Origin of the sequence: Streptomyces sp. NPDC088707 (assembly GCF_044752725.1) — a bacterium.
Lineage (GTDB): Bacteria > Actinomycetota > Actinomycetes > Streptomycetales > Streptomycetaceae > Streptomyces.
On record NZ_JBIVLV010000008.1, the window covers coordinates 340,472 to 358,893 of the forward strand.

17 protein-coding genes are annotated in these 18,422 nt (G+C 72.1%); 16 read left to right on the forward strand and 1 reads right to left on the reverse strand.

Annotated features, from left to right (window positions below; all coding sequences use genetic code 11):
• Positions 1-121: 121 nt before the first annotated feature.
• Entirely contained in the window at positions 122-1,417 is a 1,296-nt protein-coding gene (locus ACIP84_RS25085; protein ID WP_361406154.1) for an extracellular solute-binding protein, read from the reverse strand.
• A 285-nt stretch (positions 1,418-1,702) separates the two neighbouring features.
• Here ACIP84_RS25085 and ACIP84_RS25090 point away from each other — a divergent pair, with 285 nt between their 5' ends.
• The 16 genes from ACIP84_RS25090 to mctP all read left to right on the forward strand — a co-directional run bounded on the left by ACIP84_RS25090 (position 1,703) and on the right by mctP (position 18,330).
• Positions 1,703-2,467: a GntR family transcriptional regulator gene (locus ACIP84_RS25090; RefSeq protein ID WP_030320859.1), complete on the forward strand. Its 765-nt coding sequence runs from the start codon at positions 1,703-1,705 to the stop codon at positions 2,465-2,467.
• A 426-nt stretch (positions 2,468-2,893) separates the two neighbouring features.
• The gene (locus tag ACIP84_RS25095) at positions 2,894-3,139 is read left to right on the forward strand and encodes a hypothetical protein (protein ID WP_401800430.1); all 246 of its coding nucleotides are present in this window, start codon (positions 2,894-2,896) and stop codon (positions 3,137-3,139) included.
• Between the two features lie 26 nt (positions 3,140-3,165).
• Complete coding sequence (locus ACIP84_RS25100) at positions 3,166-3,444, forward strand: hypothetical protein (RefSeq protein WP_030320857.1); 279 nt, start codon at positions 3,166-3,168, stop codon at positions 3,442-3,444.
• Between the two features lie 48 nt (positions 3,445-3,492).
• Positions 3,493-4,578, forward strand: a complete 1,086-nt coding sequence (locus ACIP84_RS25105) for a glycosyltransferase family 2 protein (protein WP_401800432.1) — start codon at positions 3,493-3,495, stop codon at positions 4,576-4,578.
• Positions 4,579-4,621: 43 nt separating this feature from the next.
• Positions 4,622-5,584, forward strand: a complete 963-nt coding sequence (locus ACIP84_RS25110) for a UbiA prenyltransferase family protein (protein ID WP_355962547.1) — start codon at positions 4,622-4,624, stop codon at positions 5,582-5,584.
• A gap of 8 nt (positions 5,585-5,592) precedes the next feature.
• Positions 5,593-6,588, forward strand: a complete 996-nt coding sequence (locus ACIP84_RS25115; protein ID WP_401800435.1) for a lysylphosphatidylglycerol synthase domain-containing protein — start codon at positions 5,593-5,595, stop codon at positions 6,586-6,588.
• 2 nt (positions 6,589-6,590) lie between these two features.
• Complete coding sequence (locus ACIP84_RS25120) at positions 6,591-8,021, forward strand: aspartate aminotransferase family protein (RefSeq protein ID WP_401800438.1); 1,431 nt, start codon at positions 6,591-6,593, stop codon at positions 8,019-8,021.
• Positions 8,015-9,082 (forward strand): NAD-dependent epimerase/dehydratase family protein, encoded by a 1,068-nt coding sequence (locus tag ACIP84_RS25125; protein WP_401800441.1) that lies wholly within the window; start codon positions 8,015-8,017, stop codon positions 9,080-9,082. The genes ACIP84_RS25120 and ACIP84_RS25125 overlap by 7 nt, the downstream gene beginning before the upstream one ends.
• Before the next feature lie 12 nt (positions 9,083-9,094).
• The gene (locus tag ACIP84_RS25130; protein ID WP_401800444.1) at positions 9,095-10,150 is read left to right on the forward strand and encodes a glycosyltransferase family 2 protein; all 1,056 of its coding nucleotides are present in this window, start codon (positions 9,095-9,097) and stop codon (positions 10,148-10,150) included.
• Positions 10,143-11,279 carry an endonuclease/exonuclease/phosphatase family protein gene (locus ACIP84_RS25135; protein ID WP_355962535.1) on the forward strand — a complete coding sequence of 379 codons (1,137 nt, stop codon included), beginning with the start codon at positions 10,143-10,145 and terminating at the stop codon, positions 11,277-11,279. Before ACIP84_RS25130 ends, ACIP84_RS25135 begins: the two co-directional genes overlap by 8 nt.
• Complete coding sequence (locus ACIP84_RS25140; RefSeq protein ID WP_401800446.1) at positions 11,276-12,256, forward strand: endonuclease/exonuclease/phosphatase family protein; 981 nt, start codon at positions 11,276-11,278, stop codon at positions 12,254-12,256. The genes ACIP84_RS25135 and ACIP84_RS25140 overlap by 4 nt, the downstream gene beginning before the upstream one ends.
• Positions 12,257-12,273: 17 nt before the next feature.
• On the forward strand, positions 12,274-13,239 hold the full coding sequence (locus tag ACIP84_RS25145) for an aldo/keto reductase (protein WP_355962531.1): 966 nt from the start codon (positions 12,274-12,276) through the stop codon (positions 13,237-13,239).
• Between the two features lie 25 nt (positions 13,240-13,264).
• Positions 13,265-15,238: an MMPL family transporter gene (locus ACIP84_RS25150; RefSeq protein WP_401800449.1), complete on the forward strand. Its 1,974-nt coding sequence runs from the start codon at positions 13,265-13,267 to the stop codon at positions 15,236-15,238.
• Between the two features lie 91 nt (positions 15,239-15,329).
• Positions 15,330-16,313 (forward strand): LuxR C-terminal-related transcriptional regulator, encoded by a 984-nt coding sequence (locus tag ACIP84_RS25155; RefSeq protein WP_401800452.1) that lies wholly within the window; start codon positions 15,330-15,332, stop codon positions 16,311-16,313.
• Between the two features lie 140 nt (positions 16,314-16,453).
• Positions 16,454-16,708, forward strand: a complete 255-nt coding sequence (locus ACIP84_RS25160) for a DUF3311 domain-containing protein (RefSeq protein WP_401800454.1) — start codon at positions 16,454-16,456, stop codon at positions 16,706-16,708.
• Complete coding sequence (gene mctP, locus ACIP84_RS25165; protein WP_355962525.1) at positions 16,705-18,330, forward strand: monocarboxylate uptake permease MctP; 1,626 nt, start codon at positions 16,705-16,707, stop codon at positions 18,328-18,330. Before ACIP84_RS25160 ends, mctP begins: the two co-directional genes overlap by 4 nt.
• Positions 18,331-18,422 lie beyond the last annotated feature (92 nt).

The window sequence follows — 18,422 nt, forward strand, 5'->3', positions numbered from 1 at the left end:
CCGCGCCCACCGGGGCGCGGCCCGGGGGAGCGGGCCGCTGATCACTCGTGAAGCGCCGATGGTGCGGCCGGTGCGTGACCGGCCGCACCACCGGGCTACGGATTACTGCTGGTGCTGCTGATTACTGCTGGTTGATGCGCTCGTTGATGACCTTGTCGGCCGCCTCGCCGGCGGTCTTGGGGTCCTCACCCTTCAGGACCTTCGTCATGAAGTCCTTGATCGGGTTCGGGGCGGTCTCGACGTTCGCCCAGCCCGGGGTCACCGGGGTGACCTTGCCGGAGGCGGAGGAGGCGGCCATGGCCTCGGCGAAGGAGCCGGCGGCCGGCTTGAACTGCGCGGCGTCGGTGTTCGGAAGCAGCGCGCCCTCGGTGGCGGCGGCGTACTTCGTCATGAAGTCCTTGCCGGCGGCGAGCGCCAGCCACTCCTTGGCGAGGTCCTTGTTCTGGGAGCGCTCGGCGATGGCGAGGTTCGAGCCGCCGAGGAAGACGGAGCCCGGCTTGTCGGCCGTCTTGCCCGGGATCGGGAAGTAACCGAAGTCGGCGGTCTTGCCGGCCTTCTTCATGGCGTCGATCGCGCCGCCGGCCTCCCAGCCGAGACCGATCCAGGACGCCACGCCGCCCTTGGGGACGATGTCGGTGGACTGCTGCGGGGTCGCCTCGTCCTTGTCCTTCGGAGCGGTGGAGTAGGACGCCAGCTCCTTGTAGAAGTTCACGGCGTTGGCGGCCTCGGGGGAGGACAGGTTGCCCTTCCACTTGTCGCCGTCCTTGACCGCGAGGTCGCTGCCCTCGTCCCAGATGAGGCCGGCGAGGACGTACCAGGACTGACCCGGCAGGTAGATCGCCTGCGACTTCGGGTCGGACGCCTTGAGCTTCTTCAGACCGTCGATCCACTCGGCGCGGGTCTTGGGCGGGGTGACGCCGGCCTTCTTGAAGGCGGCCTTGTCGTAGACGACGACGCGGTTGGCGGCGTACCACGGGGCCGAGTAGAGCTTGCCGTCCAGCTCGTTGGAGGCGACCATGCCCTTGTTCCAGGCGTCGTAGCCCAGCGTGGCCTTGTCGCCGGACAGGTCGGCGAGGCCGCCGGTCACGGCGTAGCCCGCGGTCTGCGTGTTGCCGAGCTCCAGAACGTCCGGCGGGGTGTCCTCGGAGAGCGCGGTGGTGACCTTCTCCTGGATGCCGTTCCAGATCTGCTTCTCGACCTTGACCTTGACGCCCGGGTGCTTGGCCTCGAAGGCCTTGTTCACCTCGGCCATCCACGCGTCCGGCGCGGAACCGTCCATGACCCAGACGGTCAGGGTCTTGTCGCCCCCGGCCGACGCCTTGGCGCCGTCCTTACCCTTGTCACTGTCGGAACCACACGCAGCGATAGAGACCATCATGCCTGCGACGCCGATCGCCGCGATGAGCTTGCGCTTCACGCCACCCTCCTCAGGGATGCCTGCAACCCCTGCCCACCGCGCGAAGACATACGTCAGGTAGTGCTCGTGGGGCTGGGACCTGGTCTTTAATGGTTTAGACCAGTACCCGGAGCTTGGCCTAGACCTTTAGGGGTGTCAAGGGTGTATAAGAAGGGCAGTCGCGTCCGTTATCGGACCGACACCTGAGGGAGGGCGACGACCCGTGACCGGTCCGTGCCACCATGTGAGCCGCGACAGACGGAGGAGCCGGTGACGGCAGCAGCACAGGAGTCGGGAAGGCAGGCAATGGCCACGGACGCGGGCAGCACGGAGTCGGAGGGCGGGACACCCACCCGTACCGCGCGCGTGCCCAAGTACTACCGACTGAAGCGGCATTTGCTCGACATGACGGAGACCCTGCCGCCCGGCACGCCGGTCCCCCCGGAGCGCACACTCGCCGCCGAGTTCGACACCTCGCGCACCACGGTGCGCCAGGCCCTCCAGGAGCTGGTCGTCGAGGGCCGCCTGGAGCGCATCCAGGGCAAGGGCACCTTCGTGGCCAAGCCCAAGGTCTCCCAGGCGCTGCAACTCACCTCGTACACCGAGGACATGCGCGCCCAGGGCCTGGAGCCCACCTCGCAGCTCCTCGACATCGGCTATGTCACCGCCGACGACACCCTCGCCGGGCTGCTCGACATCTCGGCCGGCGGACGGGTGCTCCGCATCGAGCGACTGCGCCTCGCGAGCGGCGAGCCGATGGCGATCGAAACCACCCATCTCTCCGCAAAGCGCTTCCCCGCGCTGCGTCGTTCGCTTGTGAAGTACACCTCCTTGTACACCGCCCTCGCCGAGGTGTACGACGTGCACCTCGCGGAGGCCGAGGAGACCATCGAGACCTCCCTCGCCACCCCGCGCGAGGCCGGCCTGCTCGGTACGGACGTGGGCCTGCCGATGCTGATGCTCTCCCGGCACTCGCTGGACGCCGAGGGCGAGCCGGTCGAGTGGGTGCGGTCGGTCTACCGCGGCGACCGGTACAAGTTCGTGGCGCGCCTCAAGCGCCCCAACGGCTGAGCGACGACGCCACCTCCGCACGCACGGACGGCCGCACCCCACCGGGGTGCGGCCGTCCGGCGTTTCCGGGGCCGCACGAAGGGATTCCGAGGCCCGTACGAAGGGATTCCGGGGCCGTACGAGGAGATTCCGGGGGCGTACGAAGGGATTCCGGGGCCGTACGAGGAGATGACGGCCGCCCGGCACCTTCCGCCTGGCAGGAACGTGACGCCTCCCGGAAACCCCCAGATCAGCGGCGTGCGGCGGCCGTGCGCACGGGCTGGCTCCTAACGGCCACGCACTTGGCGCCAGCCGTTCTCCGGTGACAGGGCGCCCCCCGGCGGGCCAGTCTTGGACCTGTCGGAGCCGCCCGGAAGAGCCCGGGAGCGGCGCCGGGAGACCCGCCCCGACATTCCTCGTCCGCACCGCAAGGAAGGCAGTACCACCATGCCCAGCAGCGCCCGTTTCGCCGCTTTCGCCCGTGTTCAGGTCCGGCCCGCCCTCGCCCTGCTCGTCCCCGCCGCGGCCGCGCTGACCCTCGTCCTCGCGGCGACGGAGCCGGCGTCCGCGGGAGCTCCGGCGGTCGCCGACGGCGTACCGGCCGCGACCGCCACCACCACCACCGCGACCACCGCCACCGCCACCGCCACCGCTCAGACGAACGACAGCGACGACGGCTTCTCCTGGGGCTGATCGTCATCTACCTCGTCGGCATCTCGATGAGGGCATCGGACGACGACCCCGCCCCGGACACCGACCCCCCACCGGCCCCGTCCGCCGCACTCCTCGTCGAGACGCTGCACCGCGTCGCCCGTCCGCAGGACCGTTTCGAGTCCGCACGGGCGCTGGTTCTCGACCGGACGATCCGCCTGGCCCTCTACATCCGGGGCCCCGACGAGATCGAAGCCGTCGGCCACGCGCTGCTGCTCTGCCGGCGCCTCCTCGGCCACTCCCCCGAGCTCTCCCACCACCGCATCGCGGACTTCCGGCTGCTCTGAAGCCCCCCACACGCCGCCATCCCCCGACCGCCCTCCCGAGGAACCCCCATGTCCAGGGCTCGTCCCAGCGTGTCCGTCGTCATCCCCAACTACAACTACGAGAAGACCCTCCACGCCTGTCTGACCTCGGTCTTCGCCCAGACCCACGCCCCGCTCGACGTCATCGTCGTCGACGACGCCAGCACCGACAGGTCCCGGGACATCGCCCGGGAGTTCGACGTCGTCCTGATCGCCAACCCCCACAACAGCGGGGTGTCCGCCGCCCGGAACCTCGGGGCCGCCGCCGCCCGCGGCGAGATCCTGTTCTTCCTCGACTCGGACACCGCCCTCCACCCGGAGGCCCTCGCCAACGCCGCCGACCTGCTCCGAGACGATCCCGGTCTCGGCTGTGTCCACGGAGTGCTCGACCCCGAACCGCTCTTCGACGACGGGCCCGTGGAGCGCTACCACGCCCTGCACGCCCACTTCTGGCGCCGCCGCGCCGTCGGCGAGGTCCGCACCGCGTTCTTCGCCCTCGGCGCGATCCGCAAGGAGGTCTTCCAGGCCACCGGGCCCTTCGACGAGAACCTCCGGGACTCGGAGGACGTCGAGTACAGCGGCCGGCTCGTCCGCACCCACCGGATCGTGATGACGGAGGCGATCCGCGGCCGGCACGACGACGTCGACCGGCTCGGGGCGATGCTCCGGGAGCAGTACCGGCGTTCACAGCTGCTCATCGCGGCGCTCGGGCAGTTGCGGGAGGGCGGTCTCACCGCCAACCGGCCGCTCGGTGTCCTCGCCGCCGCGCTCACCCTCCCCACGCTCCTCCTCGGTCTGCTCACCCCGTGGCTGCTGCTCGTCCCCGCCCTGTGCGCGCTGGTCTTCGCCTGCGCCGATCCGGGCCTGAGCAGGTTCGCGCTGCGGACCCGCGGTCCCGGCTTCCTCCTCTACTTCACCGCCGTCCACTTCGTGCTGCACCAGGCGATCGTGCTCGGCGCGGCCCGGGGCGCCGTCCGCTGGCTCACCGAGCCGGACTTCGGGCCCAGCGTGCGCCGCCGCGGAAAGGCCCTCCCGGCGGACCGCCCCGAAGCCACCGCCACGGCCACCACCGCCGCCGCCACCGCCGCCACCACCGCCTCCCCCTTCACCGGATGACCGCCGCCCCTCCCCGTACGCCCCTCCCCCCAGGAGTCCGTTCATGGCCACGCCCACGCTCACCGGCCGAGAGGCGCCGACGGCCCGCCCGCCGGCCTCCCGCCCTCCCAGTCGGCTCGCCGACCTCGCCTCCCTCGTCCGGCCCCACCAGTGGACGAAGAACCTGGTCGTCGTCCCCCTCGGTCTGCTCGGCGCGCCCCACCTCGACGGTGCCGCGCTCGGCGGAGCCCTCGCCGCGATCGGTGTCTTCACCCTCGCGTCCGCTCTGATCTACCTGGTCAACGACCTCGGGGACCGGGACAGGGACCGCCGCCACCCGGAGAAGCGGCACCGGCCGATCGCCGCCGGCCGGATCGGCGTCGCGACCGCCGTCTCCTTCGCCGCCGCCCTCGCCTTCCTCCTCGCGGCGACCGTCGGTCTCACGGTGTTCACCGGGACGGCCTCGCTCCTCGACTGGTGGCCGGTCGCCGCGTACGTGGTCCTGAACGCCGCGTACAGCAAGGGGCTCAAGCACGTCCCGCTGCTCGACGTCTTCATCGTCGCCCTCGGCTTCGTGCTGCGGCTCGCCCAGGGCTGCCTGGCCTCGGGCAACCCCGTGCCGAGCTGGCTCACCCTCTGTGTCTTCTCCCTCTGCCTGCTGCTGATCCTGGGCAAGCGACGCCACGAGATGGCGGTCGGCGGGGTGCTGCACCGGCCCGCGCTGCGCGGCTACACCCTCGGCTTCCTCGACCAGCTGCTCGCCTTCACCGCGGTGCTCACGGCGGTCAGCTACGTCCTGCAGGTGCAGGGCAGCCCGGTCTTCGGCCCGCACGGACCGCTGGTCGCGGTGGTCACGGCCCCGTTCGCGCTCTTCGGCCTGGCCCGCTACCTGCAGCTGCTCGTGGTCGACGCGGGTGGCGGCAATCCCTCGCGGGCGCTGTTCAGCGACCGGATGACCGTCTCCAACGCGCTGCTCTGGTCGGCGCTGCTGGCCGGCGCGTGGCCGCTGAGCCACCTCGGGTCCTGAGGCCGGGCATGACCACCACCGCACCTGACGCCCCACCGCTCACGGGGCCCGACACCGAGCCCGAGCGCCCGCGCGGCCGCCTCCGCCGCGCTCTCCCCGTCCTCTTCCCGGTCGCCGTCGTCACCGGCATCGGCTTCGCGCTGTACGGCCGGGCCGGCGAGCTCGCCGCCCTCGTCCTGCGCCCCGACTCCGTGCCATACCTCCTCGCGGCCCTGGCCGCCAACGCCCTCGCCGTCCTCCTCTCCATGGCCACCTGGCGGACCCTCCTCGCCGACCTGGGCCCCGGGGTGCCTGGCAGTACCGCGACCCGCATCTACTTCACCTCGTACCTCGGCAAGTACGTGCCGGGGGCCGTCTGGGGCGTCCTCGCCCAGCTGCGGATGGGCGGTGCGGCGGGGGTGCCCGCGCCGGTCGTGCTCGCCGTCTTCCTGTTGAACCTGATCGTGGCCGTCCTCACCGGCCTCGCCGTCGGCCCGATCGCCGCTCCCTGGACGATCGGCGCCGAGGCCTGGTGGCTGGTCCTGCCGGGCGCGGTCACCGTCGCCTGGGCGGTACGGCCCGGGCTGTTGCACCGCCTGGCGGCGTTCGCCGCCCGGCTCGCCCGCCGGCCGGCGCCCGCCACGCGGGCGAGCGACCGGGGCATGCGGCGGGCCCTCGCCTCGGCCACCGCCTCCTGGGCGGTCGGCGGGCTGCACCTGTGGGCCCTCGCCGTGATGCTCGGCGCCCCGCCGCTGACCGCGCTGCCGGTCTGCGTGGGCGGCTTCGCCCTGGCCACCGCCGCCGCAAGCCTCGTGGTGGTGCTGCCGGACGGCTGGGGTGCCCGGGAGGCCCTGCTGCTCCTGGCACTGACCGCCGTACTGCCCTGGCAGGAGGCGACCGCCGTCGCCGTCGCCAGCCGGGTGGTCTGCACCCTCAGCGAGGTCCTCGTCGGAGGCGCCGCCCTCCTCCTGACCCTCCCCCGTCGTTCCGCTCCCCCCACCCATCCGATCCCCGCGAAGGACTGACCATGCCCCCGCTGTACTCCGTCGACGACTGCGAGTCGCTGACGACGAAGCAGGTCCACGGCCTGTACAAGGACCACGTCAACAAGAGCCAGGTCTCCCTGATGACCTCCTTCGGCTTCGGCCAGGAGCTCGTCGAGAGCGCCGAGGGCGTCTGGATCACCCAGCGCGACGGCCGCCGCGTGCTCGACTTCACCGGTGGCGTCGGCGTCCTCAACCACGGCCACAACCACCCCCGGATCCTCGCCGCCCGGCAGCGCTTCCAGGAGCGGAAGAGCATGGAGGTCCACAAGACCTACTTCTCGCCTTACGTCGCGGCCCTGGGCCACAACCTCGCGGAGCTGCTGCCCGGCGACCTCGACATGTCGTTCTTCCCCAACTCCGGTGCGGAGGCGGTCGAGGGCGCGGTCAAGCTGGCGTACAAGTACCACGGCGGCCGCCGCTCCCGGGTGCTGCGGGCCGACATCTCCTTCCACGGCAAGCTGCTCGGCTCGGGCAGCCTGACCGGCCAGAACCAGTCCGGGTTCCAGTTCCCCGGCATCCCCGGCGTGGGGATCTTCCGGTACGGGGACCTGGACTCGGTCCGGAAGCTCGTCGCCGAACTCCGCACCGACCAGGGCGAGTCGGACGTGTACGCGATCCTCATCGAGCCGCTGTCGGCGTCGACGATGAACGAGTGCTCGGAGGATTTCCTGCGCGGTCTGCGGGAGTTGTGCACGGCCGAGAACATCGTGCTGCTCTTCGACGAGATCTACACCGGGTGGGGCAAGACGGGCACCCTCTTCCACTTCATGCGGTACGAGGGTCTGGTCCCGGACATCCTCACCACCTCGAAGTCCTTCGGCGGGGGCAAGTCCTCCATCTCCGCCTTCGTGGCCCGCGAGCCGGTCTTCCGCAAGGCCTACGACAACCTCACGGACGCCCTCCTCCAGTCGACGTCCACCACCTACTACGGCTTCGGCGAGGAGGCGGTCACCGCCATCGAGGCCGTCAACGTGGCCGTCGAGGACGACTATCCGGCGCGCGCCCGGGACATCGAGCGCATCCTCGCCCCCGGTCTCGCGCGGATCGCCAAGGAGTACCCGGACGTGGTGGCCGAGGTCCGCGGCCACGGCGCGCTCCACGGGGTGTTCCTGCACAAGGGGCCGAAGATCCTGGAGCTGGTCACGAAGCTGGTGCCCGGCGCGATGACGAAGGACCCGCGCTTCCGCACCAAGCTCATCACCTCGTCGGTGGTCAACGCCCTCTACCGGGACCACGGCATCTACACGTACTACACGCTCAACGGCGAGAACCCGCTGATGGTCGCCCCCTCGCTGGTCGCCGAGCCGCACGAGGTCGAGTTCTTCCTGGACTGCCTCGACAAGACCCTCGCCCAGGGTCTGCCCCGTCTGCTCACCCGTTTCGTCAAGGAGAAGGTGTCGTCGCTGTGGTAGAGCGCATTGTGGTGACCGGCGGTGCCGGCATGCTCGGTTCGACCCTGATCGACCGGCTGCTCGGCGACGGCCGCCAGGTGCACTGCGTGGACCTGCGGGGCCCGCGCACGGAGCACGAGAACCTGACGCACACCGTCTCGGACGTCCGGGACGCGGTGACGATGAAGCGGGTCACGGCGGACGCGGACGTGGTGGTGCACTGCGCCGCCGCCCTGCCCAGCTACCCGGCCGACATGATCCGCTCGGTGATCGTCGGCGGGACCGAGGCGGTCCTGACGGCCGCCGAGGCGAACGCCGTGCCCCGGGTCGTGCACATCTCCTCGACCGCCGTGTACGGCCTGCCGAAGGTGGTGCCCACGCCGGAGGAGTACCCGCGCGAGCCCGTCGACACGTACAGCGCCGCCAAGGCGGAGGCGGAGGAGGTCGCCGAGCGGTTCCGCGGCCGGGAGATGTGCGTACCGATCCTGCGGCCCAAGACCTTCCTCGGGCCGGGCCGGATGGGGCTGTTCGCGATGCTCTTCGAGTGGGCCGAGGAGGGCCGGAACTTCCCGGTCCTGGGCCGGGGCGACGTCCGCATCCAGATGTTCGACGTGGACGACCTCGTCGACGCGGTCGTGACCGCGATGGACGCGCCGGCCGCGACGGCCGACGACACGTTCAACCTGGGCGCGACCTCGTTCGGCACGATCCGCGAGGACTTCCAGGCCGTCCTGGACGCCGCCGGGCACGGCAAGCGGGTCCGGTCCATGCCCGCGAAGCCGGCGCTCGCCGCGCTCAGCCTGCTCCAGCGCTCCGGGCTCTCCCCGGTCTACGGACGCCTGCTGCACAAGCTCCTCGACGACAGCTTCGTCTCCACCGACAAGGCCCGGGACGTCCTCGGCTTCCGGCCGAAGCACTCCAACCGGGACGCGATCCTGCGCACCTTCGCCTGGTGGCGCGAGCAGCGGCTGACCACCGCCGCGCTCCCCGCCGGCACCCGCCCCGCGAAGAAGGGCGAGGGCGTCACCAGTGTCGAACCGTGGCGGCAGGGAGCCCTCTCCCTCGCCAAGGTCCTTTTCTAGGAGAACCCGATCATGTCCGTTCCGCTGGTCTCCGTCATCGTCCCCAACTACAACTACGGCCGCTCGATCGGCCTGTGCGTCGAGGCCGCCCTCGCGCAGACGTACCCGAACGTCGAGGTCCTCGTCGTCGACGACTGCTCCACCGACGACTCGGCCGCGATCGCCGCCGCGGCCGGCGCCCGGGTGGTCTCCACCGGGGTGAACAGCGGGGTCGCGGTCGCCCGCAACCTCGGCGCCGAACTGTCCTCGGGCGAGATCCTGGTCTTCCTCGACTCCGACGTCGCCATGCACCCCGACGCCGTCGCCAAGTCCGTCGAACTGCTCGGCTCCGGACAGGGGTACGGGGCGATCTGCGGCACCTACGAGCCGGAGCCGCTCATCCGCGACAGCCTGATCGAGGAGTACCGCTCGCTCCAGCAGTACTACCTGCTGCTGAGGTCCGAGGGGGTCATCGACACCGTCCACACCGCGATCCTGGCGATCCCCAGGCGGGTCTTCGACGAGGTGGGACCGTTCAACCCGATCCTGCGGCACACCGAGGACCAGGACTACGGGCGCCGCATCTCGGAGCGGTACACGGTGCTCAGCTCGCTGGAGGTGCGCGGCCGGCACGACCACGACGACACCGTGCGGATCGTCCTCGACAAGGTCTTCGCGCGGGCCCGGCTCGCCGTCCCGCTCATCCTCGGCCGACGGCACCTCCAGGGCGGCTTCGTCACCGGCCCGCGCGCCGGGGCCAGCCTCGCCGCGCCCCTGACGGTGGCCGCGCTCGCCGCGCCGGCGCTGTGGGGAGCGGTGTGGGCGCTGCTGCCGCTCGCCCTGTTCGTGCTCGGCGTGTGGGGCGATCTGGACATGTACCGGGAGGTCCGGCGGCATCGGGGGCGGCTGTTCCTCGGGTACTTCGTGGCCGTCAACTTCCTGGTGAACCTGACGGTGTTCGCGGCGATCGGGGTCGCGGGCGTGCAGTGGCTGTGCTCGAAGCGGTTCCGGCACCTGTACGACCCGCAGCCCCGGCCGGACCTCCCGGCGGCGTCGGCAGGGGCGGCCGCGGGGGCCTCCCGTGGCTGACACGCTCGCGCCGACGAAGGCCCCGGCGGGCGGGCCGGGGGCGGCCGTACGGGTCGCTCCGGCCCGGCGGCGTCTGAACCGGCTCGTCCTCGGCGCGGCCCTCGCCTGGCTCGTCCTCCTCCTCGTCGAGTGGGCGGCGGACGGCCGGATCTGGCTCGGGCATCTGGTGGGCATCGTCCCGCCGGCCGCCTTCGCCCTGGTCCCGCTGCTGCTCGCCGTGCTCGCCCCGCTCGCCCGGGGCGCCGCACGGTGGCGGAGCCTCGCGGCCGCCGCGCTGGCCCTGGTCGTGGGCTTCGGGCAGTCGGGCTTCGACCCGGCGGCGCTGTGGCGGTCGGAGCCGGGGCCCGGGCCGGACTCCGTGCGGGTCTTCGCCTGGAACACCAACTCGTGGAACCAGCTCCTCGGCACCCAGGACCACTTCTACGCCTTCCTGAAGGCGAAGGACGCGGACGTCTATCTGCTGCACGAGTACCAGCACGTGACCGCCGACCGTAAGGGCAGGCTGCCCGTCGACGACCTGGCGCGGCTGCGCCGGGAGTTCCCCGGCTACGAGGTCGCGGTCCGGGGCGAGCTGGTGACGCTCTCCCGCTTCCCGATCCTGCGGCAGCCGGCCGTGGGCCCGGCCGGCGACCTGCCGCCGGGCGCGGACTGGCAGGCGCAGTACCGGGAGAACAAGGTGCTGCGGACGGACGTGCGGGTCAGGGGCCGGACGGTGTCGTTCTACAACGTGCACATGCCGGTGTGGAACAGCATGCCGGACGGGCTGCTGTCCGCCGCGTTCTACCGCCACATGCGGGAACGGTTCACCCCGCGCCGGGCGCAGTACGCGGGCCTGGAGGCCGATCTCGCGGCCAACCGCAACCCGGTCGTGGTGGCCGGTGACTTCAACGCGACGGCGGCGATGTCGGACCTCGACCCGCTGCGGGACCGCCTCGACGACGCGGCGGACGTGAGCACTGACCCGTACCCGACGAGCTGGGAGGAGGGCGGCTGGAAGCCCTTCTGGCGGACCGACTGGGCGTTCACGGGCAACGGGGCGAAGGCCGAGCGTTACGAGTTCAACGAGCCCGAGAAGCTCTCCGACCACGCGGTGCAGGACCTGTGGGTGTCCCTGCCGGGGAACGGGTGACCGACGTGCTGCTGTGCTGCGCCCTGGTCTGGGCGGTGTTCCTCGCCCTGCACCTCGCGCTGGCCGGGCGCTGGTGGCCCTGGCTCGCGGTCTCCCTGCTGCCGCCGCTCGCCTTCGCCGCCGTCCCGCTCGCCCTGCTCGCGGCCGCCGCGGTCACCGGCGGGCGGGCGGCGGGGGCGCTCGCCGCGGGCTGCCTGCTCGCGGGCTGGACGCAGAGCGGCGTCAACCTGCGGGCGCTGAGCCGTCGTTCGGAGAGCGCGGAGGGGCTGCGGCTCGTCTCCTGGAACACTCAGCACTGGAACCAGGGCGGCGACCCCGAGCGCTTCTACGCCTTCCTGCGCTCCCTCTCGGCGGACGTCTACGTCCTCCAGGAGTACCTGAACGGCTTCGAGGGCGGCGAGGTCTGGGACATCGACGACGAGGAGCGGATCCGGGCCGCGTTCCCCGAGCACCACCTGGCCGTCGACAACAACTCCGTGACGCTGTCGCGGTTCCCGCCCGCCGGGCCGCCGGTGCCGGTCGGCGCCTGCTCGCTCCGGGTGGACCTGCGGGTCGGGGAGGGTGTCCTGTCGACGTACAACGTGCACATCCCGGTGCAGCTCACGGTGATGAACCCGCTGCGGCCCGCCTTCCTCCGGGACATGCGGCGCCGGGCCGCCGCCCGCGACCGGGAGTACGCGGCGCTCGTCGCAGACCTTCGGGGCAACCCGCACCCGGTCCTGGTGACCGGGGACTTCAACACGAGCGCCGCCATCGGCGACATCCGCCGGCTGCCGCGCTCGCTGCGCGACGCGATCGGTGCCTGCCGTTCGGTCCTCCCGGCCAGCTGGAACGCCCGCTCGCGGCTGCGGCTGTGGCGGATCGACTGGGCGTTCACCGGCGGCGGCGCCCGGGTCGGCTCGTACCGCTTCCGCGCCGCGGAGGGCCTCTCGGACCACCTGGTCCAGGAGCTGACCGTCACCACCCCCCACAGATGAGAGAGAGGGAAGAACCGATGGAGTACACCCACCTGGGCGGCCCCGAGGGCCCCCGTGTGAGCACCCTGTGCCTGGGCACCCTGCCGTTCGGCACCCGGATCGACGAGGCCGCCGCCTTCGCCGTCCTCGACCGCTTCCACGAGGCCGGCGGCACCTTCATCGACACCGCCAACACCTACGCCTTCTGGGAGCCGGGCGCGACCGGCGCCGAGAGCGAGCTGCTGATCGGCCGCTGGCTGCGCAGCCGGGGCGTCCGGGACGAGATGGTGCTGGCCACCAAGGTCGGCGCGCTGCCGGACCCCCCCGGTTCGGCCTGGCCCGAGTGCGCGGAGGGGCTCTCGGCCCCGGTGCTGCGCCGGCAGGTGGAGGAGAGCCTGCGGAACCTGGGCACGGACCGGATCGATCTCTACTACGCGCACATCGACGACCGGCGGACGCCGGTCGCCGAGACCATGGGCGCCTTCGGCGAGCTGGAGGACACGGGGAAGATCGGCCGGGCCGGCTGCTCGAACTTCGCGGCCTGGCGGATCGAGGAGTCGCGGGGCGCGGCGGTGGCCGCCGGGGTGCCGGACTACGCGGCCGTGCAGCAGCGGTACACCTATCTGCGGCCGCGTCCCGGCGCGGAGTTCGGGGTGAACCCGCACGCCTCGGAGGAGCTGCTCGACTATCTGGGGACCCGTCCGGAGCTGACGTTCACGGCGTACACGACCCAGCTGACGGGGGCGTACACCGACGCGGGCAAGGAGGTGCCGGAGCAGTACCGGCACGAGGGTTCGGAGCGGCGCCTCAAGGTGCTGGCGGAGGTCGCGGCGGAGCTGGGCGTGACCGCCAACCAGGTGGTCCTGGCCTGGGCGTTGGGCGGTGAGCTGCCCGTACTCCCGGTGATCGGGGCGAGTTCGACGGCGCAGCTGGACGAGACCCTGGGCGCGGTGGGGCTCCGCCTGGACGACGAGCTGAGGAAGCGGCTCGACGATGTCGACTGAACAGGCCGTAAGGACAGGGGATCTCGTGCTCCGACACCGGGTGTCCTTCGGCGTGGCGTGGCTGCTGGTGCTGCTGCTCGGCGGCGCGGCGGCGGTGGCCGGGCTCGGCCGCCTGGACCAGTCGTTCACCGCCTCCGGCGGGCCGGGTCACCGCGCGAACCAGGCGATCCAGGAGCGGTACGGGAACGGGGCGGCCGTCGCCCCGCTGGTCGCGGTCGCGAGCTGGCCGGCGGCCACCGACGTACGGACGGCTGAGACGGCCGGGCGGTTCGCGGACGCCGTCCGGCGGGCGGCGGGCCCGGGCGCGCGGACGGTCTCGTTCGCGGGGACGGGCGACGAGGGGTTCCTCGGCGCGGACGGCCGCACGGTGTACGCGCTGGTGTACCCGGCTGCCGGAAAGCCGGACCTCGCGGGGCTCGCGGCCGTCGAGGCGGCGGCGGGCACCCTGCGTGCGGGGCTGCGGTCGGCGCTGCCGGCGGCCCGGGTCGAGGTGACGGGCGTGCTCCCGCTCCAGCACGACAGCGCGGTGGCGGGGCCGGGCCCTGCGATCCTCGCCATGAAGGCGGGGTGTGCGCTCGGGCTGCTCGTGCTGCTGGTCCTGGCGTTCCGCTCGCCGCTCGGGGTCCTGGCACCGCTGCTGCTCGCCGGGGTGACCTCGGTGGGGGCGCTGGTCCTGGTGGAGGCGGTGGCCGCGTTCACCGAGATCAGCTTCATCGTGGTCTACCTAGTGCCGGTCACGGCTCTGGTGCTCGCGGTGCACCGCTGGGCGCAGCCGCCGGAGACCGCCGCCCGGTCCGCGGTGGCGGCCGGTGCGGCGGGGGCGGCGGCCTGCGCGGTCCTCGCGCTCTTCCCGGCGGCGTTCCTCCGCTCGGTCGGGGTCGCGGGTCTTGCGGTGGCGGCGGTGGGCACGGCGGCGACCCTGACCCTGGCACCGGTGCTCCGCTCGGCGGCGACGCGGACGACGCGGAGGACGCCGACGACGCGGACGAAGCGGGCGACCCCGGCGACGCGGACGTCGCGGGCGCCAGGGACGACTCGGGCCGCACGTACGCCACGCACGGCGCGTACGGCGCCCTTGCGCGCCGGGCGGTGGCCCCGCTCGGTCCCGGCGGCGGTCGGTCTCGCCCTCCTCGTGCTGCTCGCCGGCGCGGCCACGCAGCTCCGGGTGGGCAATCCGGAGGCGCACGCCCTGGTGGCCGCCGGCCCGGCCCGCGACGGTCTCGACCGGCTCACGGCGGCCGGGGTGCCGTCGGGCGCCCTGAACCCGCTGGAGGTGCTGGTCCCCTCGGGCGCGGACGCGGAGGCCGTGGCGGCGCGTGCGGCCCGGGTCCCGGGGGTGCGGCTCGCGGCGGCACCGGCCGCGGCCGAGTGGCGCCGCGACGGTTCGGCCGTGGTCGTGGTCGTACCGGAGGAGGAACCGATGACGGCGGCGGGCGCGGCGACGGTGACGGCCCTGCGGTCGGCGCTTTCGGGCGGGGCGCCCGCCACGCAGGTCGGCGGCTCGGGCGTGGTCGACCGCGATCTCGTGGACGGCGTCTACCGGCTCCTGCCCTACGCGGTCCCGGCGGCCGCCCTCGCCGCCTTCCTCGCTCTCGCCGCCCTCACCTCGGCGGGCACGGCGACCCGCGCCGTGTCCGGTGCCCTCCTCGCCTCCGCCGCCTCGGCGGGTGCGCTCACCGTCCTGTGGCAGTGGGGTCCGGCCGGCACCGGGGCGGTCACCGGCTGGGTCCCCCTCGTCGTCGGCGCCTTCGCCTTCTGCGTGTCACTCGACCGCTCGGTGGCATCGGCGGCGGGCGGGCCCTCGTGGGCGGGGCCCGTGGCGGCCGGGGCGGGCGCGCTCGCGGTGCTCGCGGTCGGGATCGGCCCGCAGGTCGAACTGGCCATGCTCGTCTCGGGGTTCGCGATGGCGGTGCTGTCCGACGCGCTGGCCGGCCGGCACCGCACCCCGCCCGTGTCCCCCGCGCGTCCCACATACCGGAGTTCATTCCAATTGGTCTAGACCTAGAGGGCTCCTCCCACTTAGCATCGACGACCGCGATCACGATTGCGGGGCGGTCGCGGTACGGAACGTGACGAGGGGGAGTCAGGGGATGTTGGAGGCGCTCGGCATAAAGGAGTCGACGGAGGCCGTCTACCGTTTGCTCCTGGAGCGGCCCGAGTTCGACGTGACGGAGATGGCGGCCCATCTGGGCCGCCCCGAGTCCGAGGTCCGCGAGGCGCTCGCCTGTCTCGCGGACCTCAAGCTCGTGCTGATGGACGACTCCTCGGGCGAGGTCGAGACCTTCAACCCGGATGTCGGCTTCTCCTTCCTGCTCTCCCGCGCCGAGGCCGAGCTGAGCAAGCGGAAACGCCAGGTCGAGCGGGCGGGGCGGGCCGTGGCCGGCATCCTCGCCTCGTACGCGGACCACTCCGAACCCGGCGTCCGGCACGACCTGGTGGACCGCATCACCGGCCTCGACAACGTCCGGGAACGCCTGGAGGACCTGGCCGCGAACGCCCGCACCGAGTGCCTCTCGCTGCTCCCGGGCGGCGCGCAGCTCCCCGACACCATGGACGCGAGCCAGCCGCTCGACCAACTCGCCCTGGAACGCGGCGTGAAGATCCGGTCGATCTACCAGGAGAGCTTCCGCAACGACCCGCCGACCGTCGAATACGTGCGCTGGTACTGCGACCTCGGCGGCGAGGCGCGGACCGTGCCCGTGGTGCCGATGCTCATGGTGATCGTCGACCGGGAGGCCGCGCTCGTCCCCGTCGACCCGGAGGACGGCCGCGCCGGCGCCCTGGAGGTCCGCAGCCCCGGTCTGGTGCACGCGCTCGTGGTGCTCTTCGACCGGTTGTGGGAGGCGGGCACCCCGTTCGGCGAGAGCCCGCGCCGCGACGAGCACGATCTCTCCCCGCAGGAGCGGGAGTTGCTCATGCTGCTCGGCATCGGCTGCACGGACGACATCGCCGCCAGGCGGCTCGGGATCTCGCTGCGGACCGTGCGCCGGATGAGCTCGGAGCTGATGAACCGGCTGGGCGCGCGCAGCCGGTTCGAGGCGGGGGTGCGGGCCGCGAAGGAGGGCTGGCTCTGAGCGCCACGCCGAGGGACCGCTCCCACGACCGCAGCTGACGTAGTCCCATCCGTTATGCGGACAGGGGTTCCATGGAGCGGAACAGTCCCCTAGATTTCCCCAGCATTACCGAGGTGATCAGTGAGGGGACCGGAATCGCCATGCCAGAAGCGACACAAGGGAAACAACCCACCATCACGCCGCTGAGAGTGGTGATCGCGCTCTGTCTGTTCGCTCCGTTCGTGGCGATGCTCTGGGTGAGCTCGTACGCGAAGGTCGAACCGCTCTTCGCGGGCATCCCGTTCTTCTACTGGTACCAGATGCTCTGGGTGCTGGTCTCCACCGCGCTCACCATGGCCGCGTACAAGCTGTGGCAGCTGGACCAGCGTGCCCGCAAGGGGGGTGACGAGCGATGAAGGACGGCGTGAACGGCGTCGCACTCGCCGTCTTCATCTTCTTCTTCCTGGCCGTCACGGTCATGGGCTTCCTCGCCTCGCGCTGGCGCAGGGCAGAGAACGAGAACAGCCTCGACGAATGGGGTCTGGGCGGCCGGTCGTTCGGCACCTGGGTGACCTGGTTCCTGCTCGGCGGCGACCTCTACACCGCGTACACCTTCGTCGCCGTCCCGGCGGCCATCTACGCGGCCGGCGCGGCCGGCTTCTTCGCCGTGCCGTACACGATCCTGGTCTACCCGCTGATCTTCACCTTCCTGCCGCGCCTCTGGTCGGTCTCGCACAAGCACGGGTACGTCACCACCTCGGACTTCGTGCGCGGCCGCTGGGACTCCAAGGGCCTCTCCCTCGCGGTGGCGGTCACCGGCATCCTCGCCACCATGCCGTACATCGCGCTCCAGCTCGTCGGCATCCAGGCCGTCCTGGACGTGATGGGCGTCGGCGGCGGCGAGACCACCCACTGGTTCATCAAGGACCTGCCGCTGCTCATCGCCTTCGGTGTCCTCGCGGCGTACACGTACTCCTCGGGTCTGCGCGCCCCCGCGCTCATCGCCTTCGTCAAGGACACCCTGATCTACATCGTCATCGCGGTGGCGATCATCTACATCCCGATCAAGCTGGGCGGCTTCGACGAGATCTTCGCCAAGGCGGGCGAGGCGTACGCGCAGACCAACCCGGCGACCGGCAAGCCGCGCGGCGCGCTCGTCCCCGGCGACGCGGGCCAGTGGACGTACGCGACGCTGGCGCTCGGCTCGGCCCTCGCGCTCTTCATGTACCCGCACTCCATCACGGCGACCCTGTCGTCCCGGAGCCGTGAGGTCATCCGCCGCAACACGACGATCCTGCCGCTGTACTCGCTGATGCTGGGCCTGCTCGCGCTGCTCGGCTTCATGGCGATCGCCGCCGGGATCCAGGTGAAGAACGGCCAGCTCGCCATCCCGCAGCTCTTCGAGACGATGTTCCCGGACTGGTTCGCGGGCGTCGCGTTCGCCGCGATCGGCATCGGAGCGCTCGTGCCGGCCGCGATCATGTCGATCGCCGCGGCCAACCTCTTCACCCGCAACATCTACAAGGACTTCATCAAACCGGACGCCACCCCGGCCCAGGAGACCAAGGTCTCCAAGCTGGTCTCGCTGCTCGTGAAGGTCGGCGCGCTCGCCTTCGTCCTCACCATGGACAAGACGGTCGCGATCAACTTCCAGCTGCTCGGTGGCATCTGGATCCTGCAGACCTTCCCGGCCCTCGTCGGCGGTCTCTTCACCCGCTGGTTCCACCGCTGGGCGCTGCTCGCCGGCTGGGCCGTCGGCATGATCTACGGCACGGTCGCCGCGTACGGGGTGGCCAGCCCGACCCAGAAGCACTTCGGCGGCTCCTCCGCGGAGATCCCGGGCATCGGCGAGATCGGCTACATCGGTCTCACCGCCTTCCTCCTCAACGTCCTCGTCACGGTCGTCCTGACCTTCGTCCTCAAGGCCGTCAAGGCCCCCGAGGGCACCGACGAGACCTCTCCCGAGGACTACACGGCCGACGCGGGCGACCGCGGGGTCGACCCGAAGCTCCCGAAGGTCGGCGCCGAGACCCACTGATCCACCGGACCCGACGCGGGCCGCCCCGCCTCCCACCGGAGGCAGGGCGGCCTTCGCCGTCCCCGGGCGGAACCCGCTGGGGTCCTCAGGGC

What these genes read in the sequence shown, in the direction of transcription:
- ACIP84_RS25090 (WP_030320859.1), top strand. Translation starts at nt 1,703, where the DNA reads ATGGCCACGGACGCGGGCAGCACGGAGTCGGAGGGCGGGACACCCACC.
- ACIP84_RS25095 (WP_401800430.1), top strand. Translation starts at nt 2,894, where the DNA reads ATGCCCAGCAGCGCCCGTTTCGCCGCTTTCGCCCGTGTTCAGGTCCGG.
- ACIP84_RS25100 (WP_030320857.1), top strand. Translation starts at nt 3,166, where the DNA reads ATGAGGGCATCGGACGACGACCCCGCCCCGGACACCGACCCCCCACCG.
- ACIP84_RS25105 (WP_401800432.1), top strand. Translation starts at nt 3,493, where the DNA reads ATGTCCAGGGCTCGTCCCAGCGTGTCCGTCGTCATCCCCAACTACAAC.
- ACIP84_RS25110 (WP_355962547.1), top strand. Translation starts at nt 4,622, where the DNA reads ATGGCCACGCCCACGCTCACCGGCCGAGAGGCGCCGACGGCCCGCCCG.
- ACIP84_RS25115 (WP_401800435.1), top strand. Translation starts at nt 5,593, where the DNA reads ATGACCACCACCGCACCTGACGCCCCACCGCTCACGGGGCCCGACACC.
- ACIP84_RS25120 (WP_401800438.1), top strand. Translation starts at nt 6,591, where the DNA reads ATGCCCCCGCTGTACTCCGTCGACGACTGCGAGTCGCTGACGACGAAG.
- ACIP84_RS25130 (WP_401800444.1), top strand. Translation starts at nt 9,095, where the DNA reads ATGTCCGTTCCGCTGGTCTCCGTCATCGTCCCCAACTACAACTACGGC.
- ACIP84_RS25145 (WP_355962531.1), top strand. Translation starts at nt 12,274, where the DNA reads ATGGAGTACACCCACCTGGGCGGCCCCGAGGGCCCCCGTGTGAGCACC.
- ACIP84_RS25155 (WP_401800452.1), top strand. Translation starts at nt 15,330, where the DNA reads ATGTTGGAGGCGCTCGGCATAAAGGAGTCGACGGAGGCCGTCTACCGT.
- ACIP84_RS25160 (WP_401800454.1), top strand. Translation starts at nt 16,454, where the DNA reads ATGCCAGAAGCGACACAAGGGAAACAACCCACCATCACGCCGCTGAGA.
- mctP (WP_355962525.1), top strand. Translation starts at nt 16,705, where the DNA reads ATGAAGGACGGCGTGAACGGCGTCGCACTCGCCGTCTTCATCTTCTTC.